At 43.4% G+C, this 24,032-nt stretch carries 22 protein-coding genes; 21 read left to right on the top strand and 1 reads right to left on the bottom strand.

Features of this window, described 5'->3' with window-relative positions:
* Nucleotides 1–181: 181 nt before the first annotated feature.
* The 12 genes from coaBC (at nt 182) to spoVM (ending at nt 13,586) form a co-directional block, all read left to right on the top strand.
* Nucleotides 182–1,393 carry a bifunctional phosphopantothenoylcysteine decarboxylase/phosphopantothenate--cysteine ligase CoaBC gene (gene coaBC / locus V7201_RS01625; protein ID WP_335375030.1) on the top strand — a complete coding sequence of 404 codons (1,212 nt, stop codon included), beginning with the start codon at nt 182–184 and terminating at the stop codon, nt 1,391–1,393.
* The gene (gene priA, locus V7201_RS01620; protein ID WP_335375029.1) at nt 1,390–3,804 is read left to right on the top strand and encodes a primosomal protein N'; all 2,415 of its coding nucleotides are present in this window, start codon (nt 1,390–1,392) and stop codon (nt 3,802–3,804) included. The genes coaBC and priA overlap by 4 nt, the downstream gene beginning before the upstream one ends.
* A 274-nt stretch (nt 3,805–4,078) precedes the next feature.
* Nucleotides 4,079–4,564, top strand: a complete 486-nt coding sequence (def, locus tag V7201_RS01615; protein ID WP_335375028.1) for a peptide deformylase — start codon at nt 4,079–4,081, stop codon at nt 4,562–4,564.
* The gene (fmt, locus tag V7201_RS01610; RefSeq protein ID WP_335375027.1) at nt 4,561–5,514 is read left to right on the top strand and encodes a methionyl-tRNA formyltransferase; all 954 of its coding nucleotides are present in this window, start codon (nt 4,561–4,563) and stop codon (nt 5,512–5,514) included. The genes def and fmt overlap by 4 nt, the downstream gene beginning before the upstream one ends.
* Nucleotides 5,507–6,856, top strand: a complete 1,350-nt coding sequence (rsmB, locus tag V7201_RS01605) for a 16S rRNA (cytosine(967)-C(5))-methyltransferase RsmB (protein ID WP_335375026.1) — start codon at nt 5,507–5,509, stop codon at nt 6,854–6,856. Before fmt ends, rsmB begins: the two co-directional genes overlap by 8 nt.
* 1 nt (nt 6,857) lies before the next feature.
* Nucleotides 6,858–7,949 carry a 23S rRNA (adenine(2503)-C(2))-methyltransferase RlmN gene (gene rlmN, locus V7201_RS01600; protein ID WP_335375025.1) on the top strand — a complete coding sequence of 364 codons (1,092 nt, stop codon included), beginning with the start codon at nt 6,858–6,860 and terminating at the stop codon, nt 7,947–7,949.
* A 4-nt stretch (nt 7,950–7,953) separates the two neighbouring features.
* Nucleotides 7,954–8,703, top strand: coding sequence for a Stp1/IreP family PP2C-type Ser/Thr phosphatase (locus V7201_RS01595; RefSeq protein WP_335375024.1), 750 nt, complete (start codon nt 7,954–7,956; stop codon nt 8,701–8,703).
* 5 nt (nt 8,704–8,708) lie between these two features.
* On the top strand, nt 8,709–10,661 hold the full coding sequence (gene pknB / locus V7201_RS01590; RefSeq protein ID WP_335375023.1) for a Stk1 family PASTA domain-containing Ser/Thr kinase: 1,953 nt from the start codon (nt 8,709–8,711) through the stop codon (nt 10,659–10,661).
* A gap of 18 nt (nt 10,662–10,679) precedes the next feature.
* Entirely contained in the window at nt 10,680–11,561 is an 882-nt protein-coding gene (gene rsgA, locus V7201_RS01585) for a ribosome small subunit-dependent GTPase A (protein WP_335375022.1), read from the top strand.
* 2 nt (nt 11,562–11,563) lie between these two features.
* Nucleotides 11,564–12,208, top strand: coding sequence for a ribulose-phosphate 3-epimerase (gene rpe / locus V7201_RS01580; RefSeq protein ID WP_335375021.1), 645 nt, complete (start codon nt 11,564–11,566; stop codon nt 12,206–12,208).
* A gap of 419 nt (nt 12,209–12,627) precedes the next feature.
* The gene (locus V7201_RS01575; RefSeq protein WP_335375020.1) at nt 12,628–13,275 is read left to right on the top strand and encodes a thiamine diphosphokinase; all 648 of its coding nucleotides are present in this window, start codon (nt 12,628–12,630) and stop codon (nt 13,273–13,275) included.
* 230 nt (nt 13,276–13,505) lie between these two features.
* Nucleotides 13,506–13,586: a stage V sporulation protein SpoVM gene (spoVM, locus tag V7201_RS01570; protein WP_023614935.1), complete on the top strand. Its 81-nt coding sequence runs from the start codon at nt 13,506–13,508 to the stop codon at nt 13,584–13,586.
* A gap of 417 nt (nt 13,587–14,003) precedes the next feature.
* On the opposite strand, the gene rpmB is transcribed toward spoVM, so the two are convergent.
* A complete protein-coding gene (rpmB, locus tag V7201_RS01565) occupies nt 14,004–14,192 on the bottom strand; it encodes a 50S ribosomal protein L28 (RefSeq protein ID WP_023614934.1) in 189 nt (62 codons plus the stop codon).
* Nucleotides 14,193–14,486: 294 nt separating this feature from the next.
* Between rpmB and V7201_RS01560 the strand changes: the two genes are divergently transcribed.
* From V7201_RS01560 to fabG, 9 genes are all read left to right on the top strand, one after another.
* The gene (locus V7201_RS01560) at nt 14,487–14,849 is read left to right on the top strand and encodes an Asp23/Gls24 family envelope stress response protein (RefSeq protein WP_023614933.1); all 363 of its coding nucleotides are present in this window, start codon (nt 14,487–14,489) and stop codon (nt 14,847–14,849) included.
* 16 nt (nt 14,850–14,865) lie between these two features.
* Nucleotides 14,866–16,536 carry a DAK2 domain-containing protein gene (locus V7201_RS01555; protein ID WP_335375019.1) on the top strand — a complete coding sequence of 557 codons (1,671 nt, stop codon included), beginning with the start codon at nt 14,866–14,868 and terminating at the stop codon, nt 16,534–16,536.
* 169 nt (nt 16,537–16,705) lie between these two features.
* A complete protein-coding gene (sdaAB, locus tag V7201_RS01550) occupies nt 16,706–17,368 on the top strand; it encodes an L-serine ammonia-lyase, iron-sulfur-dependent subunit beta (RefSeq protein ID WP_335375018.1) in 663 nt (220 codons plus the stop codon).
* 27 nt (nt 17,369–17,395) lie between these two features.
* Nucleotides 17,396–18,283: an L-serine ammonia-lyase, iron-sulfur-dependent, subunit alpha gene (gene sdaAA, locus V7201_RS01545; protein ID WP_335375017.1), complete on the top strand. Its 888-nt coding sequence runs from the start codon at nt 17,396–17,398 to the stop codon at nt 18,281–18,283.
* Nucleotides 18,276–20,324, top strand: coding sequence for an ATP-dependent DNA helicase RecG (gene recG / locus V7201_RS01540; protein WP_335375101.1), 2,049 nt, complete (start codon nt 18,276–18,278; stop codon nt 20,322–20,324). Before sdaAA ends, recG begins: the two co-directional genes overlap by 8 nt.
* 356 nt (nt 20,325–20,680) lie before the next feature.
* The gene (fapR, locus tag V7201_RS01535; protein ID WP_335375016.1) at nt 20,681–21,250 is read left to right on the top strand and encodes a transcription factor FapR; all 570 of its coding nucleotides are present in this window, start codon (nt 20,681–20,683) and stop codon (nt 21,248–21,250) included.
* A gap of 12 nt (nt 21,251–21,262) precedes the next feature.
* A complete protein-coding gene (gene plsX, locus V7201_RS01530; RefSeq protein ID WP_335375015.1) occupies nt 21,263–22,261 on the top strand; it encodes a phosphate acyltransferase PlsX in 999 nt (332 codons plus the stop codon).
* A 19-nt stretch (nt 22,262–22,280) separates the two neighbouring features.
* Nucleotides 22,281–23,228 carry an ACP S-malonyltransferase gene (gene fabD / locus V7201_RS01525; protein WP_335375014.1) on the top strand — a complete coding sequence of 316 codons (948 nt, stop codon included), beginning with the start codon at nt 22,281–22,283 and terminating at the stop codon, nt 23,226–23,228.
* Nucleotides 23,225–23,968 (top strand): 3-oxoacyl-[acyl-carrier-protein] reductase, encoded by a 744-nt coding sequence (fabG, locus tag V7201_RS01520; RefSeq protein ID WP_335375013.1) that lies wholly within the window; start codon nt 23,225–23,227, stop codon nt 23,966–23,968. Before fabD ends, fabG begins: the two co-directional genes overlap by 4 nt.
* The last annotated feature ends 64 nt before the right edge of the window (nt 23,969–24,032 follow it).

The raw sequence follows: 24,032 nt of genomic DNA, 5'->3' as shown, positions 1-24,032 counted from the left end.
CTTCCACTACAATCAACTGGTATTAAAAACAACATTTAGCTTTAACAGAGCATTGTTTTTAAAAAACTACTTTGAAATTCCTTCAATCCTAGGATCTGCTTGCGCATTTCATGCTTAATCTGTGAAAAAATGTTATAGTTCAATCATAATGAAAGTTTGTGTAAAATGGGGGTTCTCTGACATGATGAACGGTAAAAAAATCTTACTTTGTGTTACGGGCGGAATCGCCGTATATAAAGGGGCTGCGCTGACAAGCAAATTGACTCAGGCCGGTGCCGAAGTGAAGGTCATCCTGAGTGAATCGGCCGCCAAATTTGTTACTCCACTCACTTTCCAGGCGCTGTCCAGAAGTGAGGTATATACAGATACATTCGATGAAAAACATCCAGAAAAAATCGCCCATATCCACCTGGCAGACTGGGCAGACCTGATCATTGTGGCACCCGCAACAGCGAATATCATTGGAAAGCTTGCAAATGGGATTGCTGACGATATGATTTCGACTACTCTGCTGGCTGCTACAGCTCCGATCTGGATAGCGCCAGCAATGAACGTACATATGTACAATCATCCAGCTGTGAGAAAAAATATGGAGACATTAAGAAGCTTTGGCTTTGATTTTATCGAACCTGCTGAAGGATATTTGGCATGTGGGTACACAGGCAAGGGGAGGCTTGAGGAACCTGAAACGATTGTTGATTTTGCTATCAAGTTTTTCAATAGGGAAAACGCGGAGCTCACGGGCAAGACGGTTCTGATTACAGCAGGTCCTACCCGGGAGAAAATTGACCCTGTGCGCTTTCTCACCAACCATTCAACCGGTAAAATGGGCTATGCGATCGCATCGGAAGCAGAAAAGATGGGTGCGCGGGTCATTCTTGTTTCCGGCCCAGTCCACTTGGAAGCACCAAAAGGAGTAGAGCTTGTTCCAGTAGAAAGTGCTGAGGAAATGTACCTTGCAGCAATGGATCATTTCGAGCAGGCAGATGTCATCATTGGAACAGCTGCGGTAGCAGATTACCGTCCTAAATATGTATACGAAGAAAAAATGAAGAAGAAGGAAGGCGAGGAGTACCTTGAGCTTGAACGTACAAAGGACATCCTTTTCGAGTTAGGCAAAAGGAAGACTACGCAAGTGATCGTTGGATTTGCCGCTGAAACCACCAACGTAGAAGAACATGCAAAAGGCAAGCTGGTGAAGAAGAATGCCGAGATGATCGTTGCGAACGATGTGAAAAAAGCAGGAGCGGGATTCGGCACTGACACGAATATCGTAACCATCTATAAAAAAGATGGAACCAATGTCAATTTACCGTTAATGGCGAAAACCGAGGTTGCCAAAAACCTCCTTTTACAGGTTACTCAACTGTTATCAAAGGATGATCGCCTATGAATATAGCCAGTGTGACTGTCGATGTGCCCGCAAAGCAGACAGACAAAACCTTTGACTATAAAATTCCGGATAAATTCAAAGATATCATTAAGCCTGGAATTAGGGTGATTGTCCCTTTTGGCCCCCGGAAAATCCAGGGCTTTGTCACAGAGCTTAAAAATGAATCGAGCTTTTCTAAGTTGCGTGAAATCGTTGAGCCCCTTGATTTGAATCCTGTTTTAAATGAAGAATTGCTAGAACTTGGAGAATGGTTAACGGAGCATACTTTAAGCTATAAGATTTCCTCCTATCAGGCAATGCTCCCTGCTGCATTGAAGGCAAAGTATGAGAAGAAAATAGTGCTTTCCAAATCAGCTGATTTAGAAAATGTCCACGAAAAGCTAAAGGATCTTTTCAAGGAAAGCCGTGAAATAAAATGGGAAGACGCTGTCTCACTGGGGCTAGTCCAGCAGCTTCATAAGGAAGCTTCAGAAGGCAGGATTGAAGTCATCTATCGAGTAAAGGACAGGGTGCGTAAAAAGCTGCTTAAGCACGTCTTACCGGCTGTAAATCCAGGGCAGCTGACAGAAATCAGGGACAATCTCCCCGCACAGGCATCGGGACAGCAGGCAATCATTGATTTTTTTCTTGAGCATCCTGAACCGGCTGAACAAAGACAAATCCTTACTACACTTGGTATTTCACAAGCATCCATCAATTCGCTTGTGAAAAAAGGGATTTTAAAGACTGAAGAATTAGAGGTTTACAGAGATCCTTACGCAGAACGGGATTTTGCTAAGAAAACCGCATTGACGCTTACGGTGGAACAGGAAAGGGCAATCAGTCCTGTTCTTGCTTCAATCGAAAATGAACAGCATGAAGTTTTCCTCCTATACGGAGTGACTGGGAGCGGTAAAACGGAGATTTATCTTCAATCTATTCAGGAGGTATTGAACAACGGAAAAGAAGCGATTGTTCTTGTACCTGAAATTGCGCTTACACCCCAGATGGTCACTCGCTTCAAAGAGCGGTTTGGGGATTATGTTGCAGTCATGCACAGCGGCCTATCTGCCGGAGAAAAATATGATGAGTGGCGGAAGATTCAGCGCAAAGAAGTAAAGGTTGTAGTAGGAGCCAGGTCAGCAATCTTTGCTCCGTTTGAAAACTTAGGAATCATCATCATTGATGAAGAGCACGAAACTAGCTATAAACAGGAAGAAAACCCTCGCTATCATGCAAGGGATGTTGCAATCCAAAGAGCAAGAACGTATAACTGTCCTGTGGTCCTTGGCAGCGCAACTCCATCACTTGAATCATTCGCGCGCGCGCAAAAGGGAAGGTACACATTGCTATCCCTTCCAAAGAGGATGAACAATCAGGATCTTCCGTCTGTAGAAATCGTCGACATGAGAGAGGAACTACGCACAGGCAACCGGTCAATGTTTTCAGTGAAACTATTTGAAAAATTAAAGGACCGGATCGAGAAAAAAGAACAGACTGTACTGTTTTTAAATAAACGCGGCCACTCATCATTTGTCATGTGCAGGGATTGCGGCTATGTGATGAACTGTCCGCATTGTGATATCACCCTGACCTACCATCGGTATAATGAACAGATGAAATGCCACTATTGCGGTCATGAAGACAGGGTTCCAACTATATGCCCTGAATGCAATAGCGAGCATATCCGCTATTTTGGCACTGGAACGCAAAAGGTGGAGGAAGAACTCAATAAGCTGCTGCCAGAAGCGAGGGTCATCCGCATGGATGTGGATACAACAGGAAGGAAGGGCTCTCATGAGAAGCTTTTGACTGCCTTTCAGGAAGGTCAGGCGGACATTTTGCTTGGCACTCAAATGATCGCAAAAGGGCTTGATTTTCCCAATATTACGCTTGTAGGTGTTCTTTCTGCTGATACCATGCTGCATTTGCCAGACTTTCGTTCATCAGAAAAAACATTTCAGCTGCTTACCCAGGTGAGCGGCAGGGCAGGCAGACATCAGCTTCCCGGTGAAGTTGTCATCCAGACATATTCACCGGAGCATTATAGTGTCGAGCTTGCCGGAACTCAAGATTATGATCGGTTCTACCAGCAGGAAATGATGGTTAGGAAAGTCCATCAGTATCCGCCATTTTATTATCTTTCACTGGTCACAGTCAGCCACCAGGAGTTAATGAAGGTGGTGTCTGTCACTGAAAAGATAGCTAAATTCATTTCTTCCAGGCTTTCGAGGGAAGCGGTCGTCCTGGGGCCAGTCGCATCCCCGATTCCACGTATCAACGATAGATATCGGTATCAATGTTTGATAAAATACAAAAAGGAACCAGACCTGAATAAGGCGCTAAAGGCAATTCTCGATCATTACCAGCAGGAGATGGGGAAAGAAGGACTGCAAATTTCCGTCGATCTCAACCCCTATATCTTGATGTAAAAGACCTGGATGCCCCGATTAATCAGGTTTTATATTTGCTGAAAAACATGAAGTTTACGGTAAAAGGCTCTTGAACAAACTAAGATTTAAACGATTGGCTATCTAAAAGATGCATATCTCAGCACCTGTTGATAGTAGCGAAGCGTCGAGGAGGCTCAGAGCCAGCCCCGCGGAAAGCGAAGCGCCTGGAACGAAAATCAACAGCCTTGTTTTACAGCGCTAATTTAATAGCCAAACGATTAAAATATTTAATGGATTTATTGGAGGATTTATTTTGGCAGTACGTAAAATAGTTAACTACCCGGCAGATATTTTGGAGCAGGAATGCGAAATGGTTACAGTTTTTGATAAAAAGCTCGCAAAACTGCTGGATGATATGTATGATACAATGATTGAATTTGATGGAGTTGGCCTGGCTGCTCCGCAAATAGATATAAATAAGCAAATTGCGATTGTTGATATTGAAGATGAGCATGGAACGATTGAACTGATCAATCCGGAAATCATTGAAACAAGCGGCCAACAGACAGGACCTGAAGGCTGTTTAAGCTTTCCTGGTTTATATGGCCAAGTCACACGTCCAAATTATGTAAAAGTCAAAGCGAAAAACCGTAAAGGCAAAAGCTTTGAAATAGAAGCTGAAGAATTTCTGGCCAGGGCAATCCTGCATGAAATCGACCATTTGCATGGAGTGTTATTTACCTCAAAGGTAACTAGGTATTTGGAAGAAGCTGAATTAGAGGAGCTGAACCAGGAATGACAAAAATAGTTTTCATGGGAACACCGGATTTTTCTGTTCCTGTTTTAAGAAGGCTGATTGATGACGGATATAATGTGATCGCCGTAGTTACCCAGCCTGACCGTCCGGTTGGCAGGAAACGAGTGCTGACACCCCCTCCTGTTAAGTCAGAGGCACTGAAGCATGACATCCCTGTTTATCAGCCGGAAAAAATTCGCCAGCAGGAAGAACTGGATAAAATTCTTGCATTGGAGCCGGATTTAATTGTGACGGCAGCCTTTGGACAGATTTTGCCAAAACAATTACTTGAGGCTCCAAAATATGGATGTATTAATGTCCATGCTTCGTTGCTCCCAGAGCTTCGCGGCGGTGCGCCGATTCATTACGCAATCATTCAGGGGAAAGAAAAGACAGGTATTTCGATTATGTATATGGTTGAAAAACTGGATGCTGGTGATATTCTTACACAAATTTCGGTGCCGGTAACTGATACAGATACGGTTGGAACGCTTCATGATAAAATGAGTGCTGCAGGTGCTGACTTATTATCAGAAACTATTCCAAAGCTGTTAAAAGGTGAGCTTGCACCTGTCCCTCAAAAAGATGAAGAGGCAACATTTGCATGGAACATTAAACGTGAACAGGAGAAAATTGACTGGAAGAAGCCGGGAGAACAAATTTATAACCATATCCGCGGCATGAATCCATGGCCAGTTGCATATACGACCATGAATGGTGCGGTACTGAAAATATGGGGATCCGAAAAGTCACCCCATTCAGGAAACCAGGAGCCAGGAACGATTGTTAAACTAGAAGAGGATGGTTTCATTGTCGCTGCTGGGAATGAAACTGGAATAAAAATAACTGAGCTGCAGCCTGCGGGCAAGAAGAAAATGGATGCAAGGCAGTTTTTGCTTGGTGCAGGTTCGAGCATCGAGCCTGGACTTAAGTTAGGAGATCAAGATGAGTAAAAAGAAAAATGTAAGGGACGCAGCAGTCCAATTGTTGGAGACGGTTGAAAAGAATCAGGCATACAGCAATTTGCTGCTGAACAGCGCAATTGAAAAAAATGAAATCAACCCTATTGATATTGGGCTGCTGACTGAATTGGTCTATGGCACACTCCAGCGGAAGATGACTCTCGATTTTTACCTTAAACCTTTTATTGAGGATAATAAGAAGCTGCAAAGCTGGGTCATCAATCTGCTTCGCATGACGGTTTATCAGATGGTGTACCTAGATAAAATTCCTGACAGAGCTGCCATATTCGAAGCCGTAGAAATCGCTAAGCGCCGCGGTCATAAAGGCATAGCGAGCCTTGTGAATGGAGTTCTTCGAAGTATCCAGAGAAAAGGGCTGCCGAGCTTGGATAGCATAACAGACCCTGCAGAAAAAATATCAATTGTGACAAGCCATCCATTATGGCTCGTCAAGAGATGGGTCAGCCAATTCGGAATTGAAAAAACACGTGAAATGTGTGAGGTGAACCTGACAGCCCCTCTGCAAACGGCAAGAGTCAATTTGACAAGAATATCTCGTGAAGAGTGCCTTGATTTGCTTGTGGACGAAGGCTTTGAAGTTGAACCAAGTCCGATCTTACCAGAAGCAATCAAATGTCTGCGCGGGAACCTCGCATCTTCAAAGGCCTTCAAATATGGATTGTTGACGATCCAGGATGAAAGTTCCATGCTGGTTGCGCATGCACTTGATATCAAAGAAGAAGAAGTTATCCTCGATGCTTGTGCAGCTCCAGGGGGGAAATCTTCACACATAGCTGAAAAGCTTGGCAACAGCGGGAAAGTAATCTCTCTAGATCTTCATGAGCACAAAGTTAAGCTCATTGTTAAAAATGCCGAACGTCTTGGATTAGAAAACATTGAAGCTAAGAAAATGGACAGCAGGCAAGCTGCAGAGCATTTTGAAAAGGAATCTGTCGACCGGATTCTGCTCGATGCTCCATGTTCTGGTCTAGGTGTAATGAGACGTAAACCCGATATGAAGTATACTAAAAAAGAGAATGATTTAACCCAGCTTCAGTCCATTCAGCTTTCATTGCTACAATCAGTAGCACCACTGCTAAAAGCGGGAGGCGCACTAGTATATAGCACTTGTACTGTTGATGAAGAAGAGAATCAAGAAGTCGTGAATAAATTTTTGCTTGAGCATCATGAATTTGAAGGAGATCTTGAATTTGCGAAAAGAATGCCGGAAGCAATCAAACCATTGATCAATGGATTTGATGTTCAGATTCTTCCGCAGGATTTTGGCTCTGATGGATTCTATATTGCTTGTTTAAGAAAGAAGGTAGAATAACATGGAACAGGAAAATTCAACGAGAAATGTCAAAACAGAAAATACAGGTAAACAGTCCATTTATTCACTTCAGCTAGAAGAACTGAAAAATTGGCTGAAGGAGCAAGACGAAAAACCATTTAGAGCTGAACAGATCTTTGACTGGCTCTATAAAAAGAGAGCTGTTTCATTCGAGGACATGTCCAATCTTTCTAAGGAATTAAGAGACAAGCTTGATCAGCATTTTGTGCTGACAACATTAAGTACAATCATTCAGCAGACATCTTCTGACGGAACAATTAAATTTTTGTTTGAGCTGCATGATGGCGTTTCAATTGAAACCGTACTGATGAGGCATGAGTATGGAAACTCAGTCTGTGTTACGACTCAGGTCGGGTGCCGGATTGGCTGTACATTCTGTGCTTCAACGCTTGGCGGATTAAAAAGAAATCTTGAAGCAGGAGAAATCGTTGCCCAGGTCGTAAAAGTACAACAGGCATTAGACGAAACTGATGAAAGAGTAAGTTCTATTGTCATCATGGGAATCGGCGAGCCGTTTGACAACTATGACCATATGCTTTCATTCTTGAAGATCGTCAACCATGAAAAAGGCCTGAATATTGGTGCACGCCATATCACCGTATCTACAAGCGGAATCATCCCAAAGATTTATCAATTTGCGGATGAGAATATGCAGATCAATTTCGCAATCTCCCTGCATGCACCGAATTCGGAGCTTAGAAGCAGGCTAATGCCAATCAACCGTGCGTACAAACTTCCTGATCTTATGGATGCGGTCCGTTATTACGTAAATAAAACGGGCAGAAGGATCAGCTTTGAGTATGGATTATTTGGCGGTGTCAATGATCAGGTAGAGCATGCTGAAGAGCTTGCAAACCTGGTAAAGGGTCTTAAGTGCCATATCAATTTGATTCCTGTAAATTATGTTCCGGAGCGAGATTACGTAAGGACGCCGAAAAGCCAGATCTTTCAATTCGAACGCACGCTCCGTGACAGGGGTGTGAATGTTACAATTAGAAGAGAACAAGGGCATGACATTGAAGCGGCATGCGGACAACTTCGAGCTAAGGAAAGAAAAGAAGAGACGAGGTGAAAAGATGAAGGCTGTTTTCATGACGGACAGGGGAAAAGTTCGTCTGCATAATGAGGACAACGGCGGCATCTTTATCAATTCTGACGGGCAGCGCCTTGCCATCGTAGCAGATGGCATGGGCGGCCACCGTGCAGGAGATGTTGCCAGTGATATGACAATCAAACATTTAAAAAGCCTCTGGGAACAATCATCTAAGATACATACAGCAGAAGAAGCAGAAAAATGGCTCAAAGAAGCGGTATTAGAAGTTAATAAGCAATTATTCCAGCATTCTTTATTTAATACAGAGTGCGAAGGCATGGGGACGACTGTAGTTGGTGCCATCTGCACAAATATTTTTGCAACAGTCGTGAATATCGGTGACAGCCGCTGCTATTTATTGAACGAGTCGGGTTTCAAGCAATTGACTGAGGATCATTCACTTGTCAACGAGCTTGTTCGTTCAGGCCAAATCACAAAGGAAGACGCCGAGCATCATCCGCGGAAAAATGTGCTGTTAAGAGCACTAGGTACTGAGGAATCCGTAGAAATGGATTTAAAAACGATTATCTTTGAAGAAGGCGATGCATTACTCCTATGTTCAGACGGTCTATCTAATAAGGTTGGCCTTGAGGAAATGGAGAGTGTCATTAAGAATGAACTGCCTTTGGAAGAGAAGGCAGCAGAATTTATCAAAAGGGCCAACCAATACGGCGGCGAAGATAATATCACTCTTGCTATCGTCGAATATCAGGAATTCAACGAGGGCAGGTGAAGAAAATGATTATCGGTAAAAGAATCAGCGGACGCTATAAAATATTGGATATGATTGGCGGCGGCGGTATGGCGAATGTCTATCTAGCCCACGACATGATTCTTGATAGAGATGTCGCTGTCAAAATGCTGCGTCTGGATTTTGCCAATGATGAAGAATTTATCCGCAGATTCCACAGGGAAGCTCAATCGGCTACGAGTCTTGCTCACCCAAACATTGTCAGTATTTATGATGTGGGAGAAGAGGATGGGCTATACTATATAGTAATGGAATATGTTGACGGGCAGACGCTTAAACAATACATACAGCAGCATGCTCCGGTCCCGGTACAGGAAGCACTGGATATTATGAAGCAGCTGACTTCAGCGATTTCGCATGCCCATCATAACCATATCGTCCATCGGGACATAAAGCCGCACAATATATTGATTGATAGTAGTGGAACAGTGAAGATCACGGACTTTGGTATTGCTATGGCCTTGAGTGCCACTAGCATTACCCAGACAAATTCGGTGCTTGGATCTGTTCATTATCTTTCCCCTGAACAGGCAAGAGGTGGGATGGCAAATAAAAAGTCGGATATTTATTCGATCGGGATCGTTATGTTTGAGCTGCTTACAGGCAGGCTGCCATTCTCTGGAGAGTCAGCTGTCTCAATTGCACTGAAACATTTGCAATCTGAAACGCCTTCTTTAAAGCGATGGAACCCGCAAATTCCTCAAAGTGTGGAAAATATTGTTTTAAAGGCTACGGCTAAGGATCCCTTCCATAGATATGACAATGTAGATGAAATGGAAGATGATTTGCGGACTGCGCTTGATGCCAACCGCCAAAATGAAGGGCGATTTTCCATTCCTGTTGATGATGAAGCAACAAAGGCAATACCTATCATAACGAACGATCGACCGTTCCATAACATGGATGAAACGATTGTCAGGAAAGAACAGCCTGTTACTACTGACAAAACCAACCAGTCAAAGCCAGTTAAAAAGAAAAGCAAGAAATGGCCGATTATCTTAACTTTATTATTTTTACTGATTGCAGCTGCAGGAATTATCGCAGTGACAATGGGGCCTGATTTGTTCGGGCCAAAAGAGGTTGAAGTTCCCGAAGTAAGCGGAATGGAACTTGAAGAGGCAGTCGCACAATTGATGGCTGCCGGCTTTACAATTGGGGAGCAGAAAGAAATCAGCGATGAAGAAGTAGAGGAAGGTCTAATCATAAAGACGAATCCAAAAGCTGGTAAGATGATCAAGGAAGGCAATGAAATTGATCTTTATATCAGTTCCGGTAAAGAGGAACTGGAGCTTTCGGATTACCGCGGGCGATTATACGATGATGTAGTACCGCTTCTCGAAAATAAAAACTTTAAGGATATCGAAAAGACCGGAGAGCATGATGATAGTGAGCCAGGAACCATTCTGGACCAATACCCTCCTGATGGCGAATCGGTGATTCCTGAGGAAACTATTATTAAATTCACCGTCAGCCTCGGACCTGAGCTAATTACTCTTGAAGATCTCATTGGGTCCAACCAAAAGGGGCTTCAAGTGTACGAGGATACTTACGGACTCGAGATTGAGTCAACAGAAGAGTACAATGACAAATTCCCAAAGGGAGAGGTCATTTCTCAGGATCCGGCACCGGGAACTCAATTGAAGAAGGGCAGCACGGTAAAAGTTGTCATTTCACTGGGAATTGAAGAGCTTCCAAAAAGTGTGGAGCATACTATTAACATTCCTTACGATACGACTTTAGCTGGACAGCCGCAAGAGGTCCAAATTTTCATTAGTGATTTAGATCATGATGAAAATGTTCCAGCAGAAACTTTGAAAATACTGGAAGATACAACCCGTATTTTGAAATTTAATATCGAACCTGGTGGAGAAGCCTATTATAAAGTAATGAGTAACGGATCAGTCATCGAGGAGAATGCGGTTGATTATCCAAAAGACTAACAGACAGGGAGTGTTGCTATGCCTGAAGGCAAAATCATTAAGGCGCTGAGCGGGTTTTATTATGTTGCAAACAAGGATGGAATCGTTCAATGCCGTGGACGTGGTGTGTTCCGAAAGAATAAAGTGAATCCGCTGGTAGGGGATGAGGTCGTTTTCCAGGCAGACAATAATACCGAGGGTTATATTCTTGAGGTGAAAGGGCGGAAGAATGAACTGGTCCGCCCTCCAATTGCCAACGTAGACCAGGCAATCCTTGTTTTTTCAGCGGTTGAACCTGATTTCAGCACTGCCCTGCTTGACCGGTTCCTGGTGTTAGTTGAGTACAACCATATCCAGCCACTCATCTGTATTACGAAAATGGATTTAACTTCAAAAGAGCAAAAAAAGCGGCTTGAATCATTTGCTGCTGATTACCGCAAAGCGGGATATGAGGTTATCTTTACCTCATCTGAAACATCTTCAGGTCTGGAGGAGTTAAGTCCCCATCTTGAAGGGAAAATCTCAGTTTTTGCAGGTCAGTCGGGTGTTGGGAAGTCCTCCCTACTTAACGCGATCCGCCCAGACCTGGAATTAAAAACAGATGATATCTCATCCCATCTGGGACGGGGAAAGCATACAACAAGACACGTAGAGTTAATCACAATAAATAATGGACTTGTTGCGGATACCCCTGGTTTTAGTTCATTAGAGTTTATCGAAATTGACGCTGAAGAACTGAACTCCTGTTTTCCGGACATTTACGAAATCAGTGAATCATGCAAGTTTCGAGGCTGTCTTCATATGGCAGAGCCTAAATGTGCTGTAAAAGCAGCGGTTGAAGCCGGAACTCTGCCTGAATACAGGTATGAGCATTATAAGGACTTTTTATTAGAAATAAAGGATAGAAAGCCGAGGTACTAATCATGGTGAAAATAGCACCTTCAATTTTGTCAGCAGACTTTGCCAGGCTTGGCAATGAAATAAAGGATGTCGAGGCGGGCGGAGCAGATTATATCCATGTTGATGTAATGGATGGCCATTTTGTGCCAAATATTACGATCGGCCCGCTTATTGTGGAAGCAATCCGTCCTGTTACTAAGTTGCCGCTTGATGTACATTTAATGATTGAAAATCCTGATCAGTATATTGAAGCTTTTGCCAAGGCGGGTGCAGATTACATTACGGTTCATGTGGAAGCATCCAGACATTTGCACAGAACCATCCAATTGATTAAATCGACAGGTGTCAAGGCCGGTGTCGTCATCAATCCGGCAACACCAGTGGAAAGCTTGAAACATATCATTGAGGATCTGGACATGGTTCTGCTTATGTCAGTGAACCCAGGGTTTGGCGGCCAAAAATTCATCTCTTCTGTTCTTCCGAAAATTAGGCAGGTAAAGGAAATGGCAGATGAGGTGAACCCAAATCTTGAAATTGAAGTTGATGGCGGAGTAAATGAAGAAACTGCCAAGCTTTGTGTAGAAGCCGGCGCAACAGTACTTGTAGCCGGTTCGGCAGTCTTCAATAAGGAAGACCGGGCAGCTGCAATTGCCAGGTTAAAGCAATAATTTAAAAGCCAGCCGGTTGACCGGCTGGCTTTTCTTTAGAGAAACTTTTGGATTTATTGAACGGTAACCGTAATGAGAACAAATAGAAGCGACAGAGCGCAAATTTTAGCAGCGGCCAATTTAGAAACCGTGTTATCGTCAGGAAAGACCAGGTATATAGTTATCATTATGGCTCTGTTATAGCTGAATATTGTTTTTATAAGCCTGTTGATTGTAGTGGAAGGCACGAAGACTCCTCCGAAAATGCTAACGCATTTCCATCGTGCGTGGGCAGGTTCGAGGAAGCAAATCAATGTCCTGCGGGCTCAGCGCCAGCCCCGCGGAAAGCGAAGCGCCTGGAACGAAAATCAACAGCCTTGTTTAACAGAGCCATAATTATTGAATCATACGTGTCTAGCTTTGTATAAGGAGAAAAAACAATGAAAATTAATCTTGTAGCCGGAGGACCATTAAACTTGATTCCAGATCTGCTGGCTTTTGATGGCAGAGATGTGGAATGGGTTGGGATTGACAGGGGTGTGTTCTATTTGCTGAATGCGGGAATCAAGCCTTCTATGGCCTTTGGAGATTTTGATTCCGTGTCAGAGGAAGAGATGGCGAAAATAGAAATGGAAGTTGAGCATCTTAAGAAGTTTAAGCCGGAAAAAGATGAAACCGATATGGAACTCGCCTTAAATTGGGCAATAGCGCAAAATCCGGATTCTATCATGATCTTTGGTGCGACAGGCGGCAGGCTGGACCACCTGATGGCAAATGTCCAGCTTTTGACAAAGCCGCTGAACAAGGAGATTGACATCCAAACAGAGATTATTGATAAAAATAATATTTTATTTATAAAAAAACCCGGTACCTATAACGTTGAAATGATAACTGATTTTAAATATATTTCATTCCTTCCAGTAACGCCTGAAATCTTGGGGATGACGCTTGAAAATTTCAAATATCCTTTAAATGACTGTCATATTCCTATGGGATCGACACTATGTATTAGTAATGAACTTATTAGAGGTCATGGTACTTTTTCATTTTCTGAAGGCATATTATTAGTTGTAAGGAGCAGGGATTGAAAAGTCTGCTGCAAAGCACATTTCGTAATTTGCTGCTTTAGCACCTTATTGTATTCTTCTTTGAGGAACTCGAAAAGAGCATGAAATCAATTAGAATGCGGGAAGAGGTCATCATACTTAAAACAACAATCGATGCGAGAACAGATTAAGCAAATTTTGTACACTCCCGAATATACTAGTAGGGATACAAAGAGAAGACTTGTTTGCGAGAGATGGTGAGGAGGGACGGTATGAGATTCTATACAATCAAACTGCCTAAATTTTTAGGTGGCCTCGTACGGGCGATGTTAGGTGCTTTTAAAAAGGATTAATGAATCATTAGCAGGAAAAACAGCTAAACTTGAAACATTAATATGTGTATGGATTTGGCGCCCTGGGGACAGGGTGCTATTATTTTGCGCAATTTTGGGAAGAATGAGCAGGAGAACCTCCCGGGCTTTATGTGGGTAATAAAAAAGGTAGTGATGGCTATTAAAAATTTTTCGTATTGATTGCTGCTTTTCGTACATCTACTTTCACCCGTTTTCTTAAAGGGTTCGGTGCTCTTTTTGCAAATAGTTCTGAATTAGTATTAGATGAATACACGAAAAAAACCAAGTACCGGTTTTTACTCTTTTTTAACACAAAGCTTACGAAAAGAACTGTAAGAAACAAAAAAAGGCACCCATAAGGATGCCGTGCATCTGTCCAAGGTGCCCTGAGGTATCCTGAACATTTGCGGTTTTTAATTATACGCGTTCAACTTTACCTGATCTTAGAGCTCTTGCAGATACCCAAACACGCTTAGGCTTACCGTCTACAAGAATACGTACTTTTTGAAGGTTAGCACCCCATGTACGCTTGTTAGCGTTCATTGCGTGGGAGCGTGCGTTACCAGAACGAGTTGATTTACCAGTTACTACACATTTACGTGGCATATGATTTCCCTCCTAACTAACAAAAGCTGTAACTATTTTTTGCTGCAATTATTTGCATATCGTCAGAACTGCGAATTTAACAGGATAACCTTATTTCTGACATACTTTAATAATTTATCATAGAAATTTGGCATTTGCAATAGTTCTGGCGAAAGCTATAAAGAAAAAAACCTTGACATATACTTAAGATTCTTGCTGAATAATAAGTGGCAGGGCAGAATAACTTTAAAAATTGATTGGCTTATAGTAAAATAACTGTAGCATATAGCTATTTTTCCAAAGGGGGAACGATTCATGTCCATCGAGCTTAAAACGAAGTACGGGCAAATTGATATATCAAATGATGTCATTGCAACGATTGCAGGCGGTGCAGCAGTTGATTGTTATGGTATTGTCGGGATGGCTTCAAAGAATCAGATCAAAGACGGATTAACAGATATTCTGCGCAGGGAAAATTTCACTCGCGGTGTCATCGTTCGCCAGGAAAACGAAGAAGTACATATTGATATGTATATTATTGTGAGCTATGGAACGAAAATTTCCGAGGTTGCCCACAATGTCCAGTCTAAGGTGAAATATACCCTTGATAAAACAGTCGGGCTGGCAGCTGACTCGGTCAATATTTACGTTCAGGGAGTTCGTGTAACGAACCCGTAGTGAGGAGGAAAGATTTGTGTCTATTAAAGTTCTAGACGGAAAACGTTTTGCGGAGATGGTGATACAGGGAGCCAATCATTTGGCTGCTAATGCCCAGTATGTCGACGCGTTGAACGTCTTCCCTGTTCCTGATGGTGATACAGGAACAAATATGAATTTATCGATGACTTCCGGAGCTAAGGAAGTAAAAAGTAATGTACAAGAGCATATTGGCAAGGTAGGGTCTGCCCTGGCAAAAGGCTTGCTTATGGGAGCGAGAGGAAACTCTGGAGTAATCCTGTCCCAATTGTTCCGCGGTTTTGCGAAGGCTATTGAAGCCAAGCCAACCATTACATCTCTTGAATTTGCTGCTGCATTGAATGCAGGTGTGGAAACAGCGTATAAGGCTGTTATGAAGCCTGTTGAAGGCACGATTTTAACAGTGGCGAAGGATGCTGCCAAGCATGCTGTTGCCGTATCCAAAACTCACGAAGACTTGATCGGGCTGATGGAAGAGGTTCTTAAAGAAGCGAAAGCATCACTCAATCGTACTCCAGATTTGCTGCCTGTGCTGAAGGAAGTTGGAGTAGTAGATAGTGGCGGTCAGGGACTTGTGTTTGTCTATGAAGGATTCCTTGCCGAACTAAAAGGAGAAAAGCTTCCGGATTCTCCGGCAACAATGCCTAATATGAATGATCTTGTCAGCGCTGAACACCACAAAAGTGTACAGAGCCATATGAATACAGCGGATATTGAATTCGGCTATTGTACTGAATTCATGGTAAGGCTTGAAGGGGAAAATTCTTTTTCTGAAGAAAATTTCCGTCAGGACTTGAGCAAATATGGTGATTCTTTATTAGTCATTTCGGATGACGAGGTCGTAAAAGTTCATATCCACTCTGAGCAGCCTGGTGAAGTACTTACTTATGGCCAAAAATATGGAAGTCTCATCAACATGAAAATTGAAAACATGCGCCAGCAGCATTCAAATATCGTTGGTGAATCAACAACACCACTTCGTACAGAGGGTAACCAGCCAAAGAAAGAAAAGCAGGAATACGGAGTCGTAGCTGTATCAATGGGCTCAGGAATTGCCGAGCTCTTCCGCAGTATTGGTGCGAACGCTGTAATTGAAGGCGGCCAGACGATGAACCCAAGTACAGAAGATATCGTCAAGGCGATCAAGGAAGTCAACGCCAGAAAAGTGATCATCCTGCCTAACAATAAAAATATCATCATGGCTGCTGAACAGGCTGCTGAGGTTGCAGAAGAAGAAGTAGTTGTTATCCCTTCCAAGACGGTGCCTCAGGGAATGACTGCATTGTTGTCATTTAACCCTTCTGCAGACAGCTCTGCAAACAAAGACACCATGACTGAAGCGATGCAACATGTAAAAACAGGCCAGCTGACTTACGCAGTTCGCGACACAAGCATCGATGGCCTTGAAATCTCAACAGGTGATTTCATGGGTATTGCTGATGGTAAAATTGTTCTGAAGGACCAGGATAAAGTTAAGGCGGCGAAAGACCTCTTAAGCCAAATGCTTGATGAAGATTCAGAAATCCTGACAATCCTTAAAGGGGAAGACGCTTCAGACGAAGATGTCGACTCTATTATCAAGTTTGTTGAAAATGAATTTGAAGATGTTGAAATCGAGGTTCATAATGGAGAACAGCCATTATATGCCTTTATCTTTGCGATTGAATAAAAATGTCTGTTTTAATTTTATCAAGCTGTAATGAACTCCAGCTGGACAAATAAAATTATAATATGTTACTAAGGAATAGAAGGGGAATACCCTTCTATTTCGTTATGTATAAATGTTTTTTCCTTTTTAACAGATTTCCTTTAACAATATGGGTAAGGGAGTGTGCGGGATGAAATACAAAAGTGTATTCGACATAATCGGGCCAGTAATGATCGGTCCATCAAGCTCCCATACTGCTGGAGCAGCCAGAATTGGACGTGTGGCAAGAAGCTTATTTGGCAGGGAGCCAAAATGGGCCACGATTTCATTCTATGGATCTTTCGCCAAGACTTATAAAGGCCATGGAACTGATGTGGCGATGATCGGAGGCCTGCTTGATTTCGATACCTATGATGAGCGAATCATCAAGGCGATTGAGATTGCTGAAAACTCTGGAATGAAAATAAAGTTTATTGAAGAAGAAGCCATTACCGACCATCCCAATACGGCCCGGGTACTTATTGGCGATGATCAGGGAGAACAAGAGCTAGTAGGTATATCGATTGGTGGCGGAAAAATTGAAATCATTGAGCTGAATGGCTTTGAATTAAAGCTGTCAGGTCACCATCCGGCCATCCTCGTTGTTCATAATGACCGGCACGGAGCGATTGCCGCGGTTTCAAACATTCTTGCCAAGGAAGAAATCAACATTGGCCATATGGAAGTTTCGCGCAAGGAAAAAGGGAAAATGGCGTTGATGACTATTGAGGTAGATCATAATATCGACGATCACGTCATTAAACAATTAGAACAGCTGCCGAATGTTTTGCAGGTCACAAAGATTGTCGACTAATTTGCAGGATTAGGAGGGAAGGCTAATATGTTTAGAAATGTAGCAGAAATAGTGGAGCTAGCTACCAGTAAGAATAAAAAGATATCCGAATTGATGATTGAACAAGAGGTAGAAGTGACTGGACGGAGCCGGGAAGAGGTCCTTGCGATGATGGACCGGAACCTGACTGTCATGGAGCAGGCTGTCGAGAGAGGCATTAAAGGTGTTAAATCACATTCTGGTCTTACAGGCGGGGATGCTGTCCTCCTTCAACAATATATTGAAAAAGGAAATTTCCTTTCTGGTGAAACGATTTTGGATGCTGTCAGCAAAGCTGTGGCTACAAATGAAGTGAATGCAGCGATGGGAACAATTTGTGCAACGCCCACAGCTGGCTCTGCCGGTGTCGTACCGGGAACTTTATTTGCCGTAAAAAGCAAATTGAATCCTACAAGGGAACAGATGGTTTCTTTCCTTTTTACAGCAGGTGCTTTTGGCTATGTAGTTGCAAACAATGCCTCGATTTCAGGCGCAGAAGGCGGATGTCAGGCTGAGGTTGGTTCAGCTTCAGGGATGGCTGCTGCTGCAATAGTTGAAATGGCGGGTGGCACACCAGAACAATGTGCAGAGGCGATGGCGATTACTCTCAAAAATATGCTGGGATTAGTCTGTGATCCAGTTGCAGGCCTTGTTGAAGTTCCGTGTGTGAAAAGGAACGCGATGGGAGCCGCGAATGCAATGGTTGCGGCTGATATGGCGCTCGCAGGGATTACGAGCAGGATACCTTGTGACGAGGTCATCGATGCCATGTATAAAATCGGCCAGTCCATGCCATCCGCACTTAGAGAAACAGCGCAGGGAGGGTTAGCGGCAACACCGACAGGCCGGGAGCTTGAGGCCAAAATTTTCGGCATACCGCTTGATAAACGTGAATGATATTCTGAAACAGCCAGTTACGGCAGTTAAAGGGATCGGCGATGAAATGGCAGAGACACTCTCAGACATGAATATCAGGTCTGTCAGTGACTTGCTTGAGTATTTCCCATACCGTTATGAAGATTACCGCCTAAAGGACTTGGCAGAGGTCAAGCATGACGAAAAAGTAACGGTTGAGGGGAAGGTTCACAGTGAACCTTCTCTTGTCTATTATGGACGCAAGAAAAACCGCCTTACCGTCAGGCTTCTTGTGGGACGGTATCTTATCATCGCAACCTTTTTCAATCAGCCGTATTTAAAACAAAAAATAAAAATAAACGAAACAGTGACTGTTACCGGGAAATGGGATCAGCACCGACAAACGATTACGGCAAGTGAAATGTCAGTAGGAGAGAGTGCGAAAAGCCAGGATTTTGAACCAGTTTATGCTGTAAAAGGGAAAATGACCGTAAAAACGATCAGAAGACTGATCAAGCTGGCCTTTTCCCAATTTGGTCATGAAATAACTGAAATTCTTCCTGCTGAACTGCTGCAGAAGTATAAATTGTTAAATCGAAGAGAAGCATTGAGAATCATGCATTTTCCTGCTGGGGCAGATGAGATGAAGCAGGCAAGAAGAAGATTCGTATATGAGGAATTCCTATTGTTCCAGCTGAAGATGCAGTCGCTAAGAAAAATAGAGCGTGAACAGTCTCCGGGTATAGCAGTTTCATATAAATTGGACGAGCTAATGTCGTTCATCAACGGATTGCCTTTCCCGTTGACAGGAGCGCAAAAACGTGTAGTTAATGAAATACTTGGCGACATGAAGTCTCCTTACCGCATGAATCGCCTGCTCCAAGGGGATGTGGGTTCAGGTAAGACAGTCGTCGCAGCTATCGCGCTCTATGCAGCGAAGACTTCAGGCTACCAGGGCGCATTAATGGTGCCCACGGAAATCCTGGCTGAGCAGCACTCCCAATCATTGAATCAGCTGCTAGAGCCATATGGCGTAAAAACAGCCTTGTTGACAAGCTCTGTAAAAGGAAAGCGAAGAAAGGAAATTCTTGAGCTTCTGAAGCAGGGAGAAATACATGTCTTAATTGGTACGCATGCATTGATACAGGATGAGGTCAATTTTAATAACCTTGGCTTAGTCATCACTGATGAGCAGCATCGCTTTGGGGTCGAACAAAGGCGTGTGTTACGGGAAAAAGGTGAAAATCCCGATGTCCTGTTCATGACGGCCACACCGATCCCGAGGACTCTTGCCATCACCGTGTTCGGGGAGATGGATGTTTCGGTCATCGACGAGATGCCGGCAGGAAGAAAGACGATTGAAACTTATTGGGCAAAACACGAAATGCTTGAAAGGGTGCTCGCTTTTATGGAGAAAGAGCTGGCTAAAGGCAGGCAAGCCTATGTTATTACTCCATTGATAGAGGAATCCGATAAACTGGATGTCCAGAATGCCATCGATGTCCACAGCACTTTAAGCTTTTATTTTCAAAATCGCTACAAAGTCGGCCTAATGCACGGCCGCCTGCATTCTGATGAAAAAGATCAAGTGATGAAAGCTTTCAGTGAAAATGAAGTCCAAGTCCTTGTTTCGACTACAGTTGTCGAGGTTGGTGTCAATGTGCCAAATGCGACTGTCATGATGATTTATGATGCTGAGAGGTTTGGCCTTGCGCAGCTCCACCAGCTGAGAGGCCGAGTTGGCAGGGGGAGCGATCAATCCTATTGTATTTTGCTTGCGGACCCAAAAAGCGAAGTTGGGAAAGAACGAATGAAAATCATGTCCGAAACAAATGATGGATTCGTTCTAAGTGAAAAGGACCTTGAGCTTCGCGGACCAGGGGATTTCTTTGGGAAAAAACAAAGCGGACTTCCGGAGTTTAAGGTAGCGGATATGGTCCATGACTACCGTGCCCTTGAAACGGCAAGAAATGACGCAACATTGCTAGTGCAATCATCTGCTTTTTGGCAAGTTGACAAGTACCAATCTCTCAGGGAATATCTGAAGGAGACTGGTGCGCTTGCAAGTGAAAAGCTTGATTAAACGATAATACTATCATTTAAGAATAATAGGATCAGATCAAAGATGGAACCCTGTTGGTTGATTGAAGTTGAAGACGCAAAGACTCCCTCGCAATCACCGGAAGCCCCGCGGAAAGCAAAGTGCATAGAATGAGAATCAACAGACTAGTATTATAGATCACCTAAATAAAGCTATAGCCAACCTTGATTTTCAGAGTTTGGCTATAGCCTGAGCAGATCCTGCTTGGATCTGCTATTTTTCTTGGTATTAGCTTTCATGGATTAAAGCATCAGTATATTTTTTCTTGCAATCCTATTTCATAGTATATATACTACTATTAGTACCTAGTCTTAATAGCTCGGGCGGTGTGAGAAGTAATGAAGCGTAACAAAAAAGATCGACAGTCTATGTTGACTGAAACGATAAAAGATAATCCATTTATCACTGATGAAGAGCTGGCTGAAAAATTCACAGTCAGCATACAGACAATCAGGCTGGACCGACTTGAATTATCAATCCCAGAATTAAGGGAAAGAATAAAGAACGTTGCTGAAAAACGTTTCGAAGATGAAGTCCGTTCCCTGCCTCTTGAAGAAGTAATTGGTGAGATTATTGATATAGAACTAGATAAAAGTGCAATTTCGATTCTTGACATAAAAAGAGAACATGTGTTTAAGCGCAATAAGATCGCAAGGGGTCATCATTTATTTGCTCAGGCAAATTCGCTGGCTGTTGCAGTCATCAATGATGAATTGGCGCTTACGGCGAAGGCGAATATCCAGTTCACCAGGTCGGTAAAAGAGGGTGAGCGAGTAATTGCCAAAGCAAGAGTCACCAATATTGACAGCGACAACGGCAGGACCATAGTAGAAGTACTGAGCTATGTGAACAATGAGCTCGTGTTTAAGGGTGACTTTGAAATGTATCGATCTAAAAATGAAAAGTAAGGGATGAAAGCAATGAGGCTTGCAGTAGACGCTATGGGCGGAGATCACGCACCAAAAGAAATCGTCCTCGGAGCAATGAAAGCAATCGAGAATTATAAAGATGTACATATCGTCCTTGTAGGAGACGAGAAGAAAATCAGGGAACACTTGACGAATGAAGAGAGGATCGAAATTCTCCATACAGAAGAAGTGATCCTTGGAACAGATGAGCCAGTTAGGGCGGTGCGGAGAAAGAAGACAGCATCCATGGTTCTTGCAGCACAGCAGGTTGCTGATGGCCATGCCGATGCCTGCATTTCTGCTGGAAATACGGGAGCATTGATGGCGGCAGGTCTATTTATTGTCGGACGGATTGAAGGTATTGAACGTCCTGCTCTTGCACCAACACTTCCGACAGTAAACGGAGAAGGCTTCCTGCTTCTTGATGTTGGCGCGAATGCTGATGCTAAGCCTGAACACCTTGTCCAATATGCGATCATGGGCTCAATTTACAGTGAAAAGGCCAGAGGAATCTCCAGCCCTCGTGTAGGACTGCTGAATATCGGAACAGAAGAGAAAAAAGGCAATGAACTTGTCAGGAACACATTCGAATTGCTAAAGGATGCAGACATTAACTTCATCGGCAATGTAGAATCAAGGGACCTATTAGATGGTGCAGCTGATGTTGTTGTAGCAGATGGCTTTACTGGAAATATGGTTTTAAAGACAATCGAAGGAACGGCAATGTCAGTGTTTAAGATGTTGAAAACTGCTCTTACTTCAAGTTTTAAAAGCAAAATGGCTGCTGCTGTCCTAAAGCCGGATTTAGCAGTTCTAAAGAATAAGATGGATTATACGGAGTATGGCGGTGCTGGCTTGTTCGGCCTTAAAGCTCCTGTTATTAAAGCGCATGGATCATCTGATGCGAACGCAGTATTCAATTCCATTCGCCAGGCAAGGGAAATGGTTGAAAATGATGTTTCCGGAACCATCAAAGCAGCAATCGAAAAGAGCGATGGGATAAAACTATAAGAGTAAAGGGGAATCTTTCATGGGAAAAATCGCGTTTTTGTTTCCAGGACAGGGCTCGCAAATTGTAGGGATGGGACAAGCTCTAGCGGCGAAAGACGAGTCAGTCTCTGAAACATTCAAAAAAGCCGACTCGGTTCTTGGCGAAAGTTTAAGCAGCTTAATTTTCGAAGGTCCTCAGGAAAAGCTGACACTGACTACGAATGCTCAGCCGGCATTGCTTACGACAAGTATTGCGATTCTGAATCATTTTAGCGTGTACGGAATAAAACCTGATTATACCGCTGGACACAGCCTTGGAGAATATTCCGCTTTAGTCGCTTCAGGTGCCTTATCATTTGAAGATGCGGTATACGCCGTCCGCAAACGCGGCGAGTTTATGGAAGAGGCGGTCCCAAACGGTGAGGGAACAATGGCAGCTGTTCTCGGGATGGACCGCGAGAAGCTAATGGATGTTACTGAAACTGTTACTGCGGACGGATATCCTGTACAGCTTGCTAACTTGAACTGCCCAGGACAAATCGTGATTTCAGGATCCAAAAAAGGTGTAGAGGAAGCCTCTGCTAAGGCAAAGGAAGGCGGAGCGAAGCGTGTGATTCCACTTGATGTAAGCGGACCGTTCCATTCTTCACTTATGAAGCCAGCTGCTGAAAGATTCGAAGCTGTGCTTGACAGCATTTCTCTCCAACATGCAGATGTCCCGGTTATTGGCAATGTAACTGCACTGCCGATGCTGGATGCAGCCGAAATCAAGAAGAGATTGATCGAACAGCTTTATTCCCCAGTTCTATGGGAAGACTCAATAGCAAAGATGCTTGAGCTTGGCGTTGATACTTTCATTGAAATCGGTCCAGGGAAAGTCCTTTCAGGATTAGTTAAAAAAGTGGACCGCTCAGCACGGACATTCGCAATATATGACGAGGAAACTTGTGCCGCAGCAGTCGCTGCTTTGAAGGAGGAAACAAAATGAGACTAGAAGGAAAAGTTGCACTTGTAACAGGGGCCTCCAGGGGCATTGGGCGTGAAATCGCCTATGAACTAGCGAGGGAAGGCGCATCAGTTGCAGTCAATTATGCTGGAAGTGAAGCAAAGGCGCTGGCATTGGTTGACGAAATAAAAGCGATGGGACGAGAAGCATTCGCGATCCAATCGGATGTATCAAACTCTGATTCAGTCAATGAAATGGTGAAAGAAACTGTAGAACGTTTTGGAAAGCTTGACATACTTGTTAATAATGCGGGTATAACAAAGGATAATCTATTAATGAGAATGAAAGAGTCCGAATGGGATGATGTTATCAACATTAACCTAAAAGGCGTTTTCCTTTGTACAAAAGCGGTGACCAGACAGATGATGAAGCAGCGCAGCGGCAGAATCATCAATATTTCTTCCATTGTCGGGGTAAGCGGAAATGCAGGACAAGCCAATTATGTAGCAGCAAAGTCCGGGGTAATCGGTTTGACGAAGACGGCTGCAAAGGAACTTTCATCTAGAGGGATTACCGTTAATGCTATCGCGCCAGGCTTTATTACAACTGATATGACAGATAAGCTGAATGAGGAAGTAAAGGCTGAAATGCTAAAGCAGATTCCGCTTGCGCGTTTTGGTGAGCCGAAAGATATTGCCCGCGCGGTCGTATTCCTTGCGTCTGAAGACAGCAATTATATGACTGGCCAGACACTGCATATTGATGGCGGAATGGTCATGTAGATTGGAACTGCATTGAAATAGTTCTTTTTCCTAGATGTTCAAAGCTATTTTAAAGCGAAAGTAT

The sequence above is a fragment of the Bacillus sp. JJ1122 genome, from assembly GCF_036964885.1.
GTDB lineage: Bacteria > Bacillota > Bacilli > Bacillales > Cytobacillaceae > Mesobacillus.
Note: the sequence above shows the minus strand (reverse complement) of the source record. Positions and strands in the feature narration are given on the sequence as shown.